The sequence below is a fragment of the Adlercreutzia equolifaciens genome (genome assembly GCF_029076695.1).
Classification (GTDB): Bacteria; Actinomycetota; Coriobacteriia; order Coriobacteriales; family Eggerthellaceae; genus Adlercreutzia; species Adlercreutzia equolifaciens_A.
On record NZ_JARFIK010000386.1, the window covers coordinates 1 to 302 of the forward strand.

The window sequence follows — 302 nt, forward strand, 5'->3', positions numbered from 1 at the left end:
CCACGGTAACGGGCATTACGCTCTGCACCGTGCAGGACGATGGCACCCTCAAGACTGAAATCCAGAAGGTGCTCGATCCCACCGACGGCGACTACGACGACAAGGAAGTCGTGGTGGGCTATGACGTAGCCACGTCCCTCCAGGCGGCCGGTTCCGGCAGCTCCCAGGGCGGCCAGGGCGGTCACGGTGGCCGTTCTCTGACGGTCATGGCGCGTCCGGGCGCGGGCTCCACGGCTTCGCTCGCTACCAGCGACTCGGTCGTCACCGACGTGGTCAACTGGAAGCATGACACCCAGTCCTTC

At 65.6% G+C, this 302-nt stretch carries 1 protein-coding gene; it reads left to right on the plus strand.

The window, feature by feature from the left end:
* A partial coding sequence (locus PZH32_RS12860; protein WP_275208644.1) for a hypothetical protein occupies window positions 1–302 on the plus strand: 302 nt, incomplete at both ends.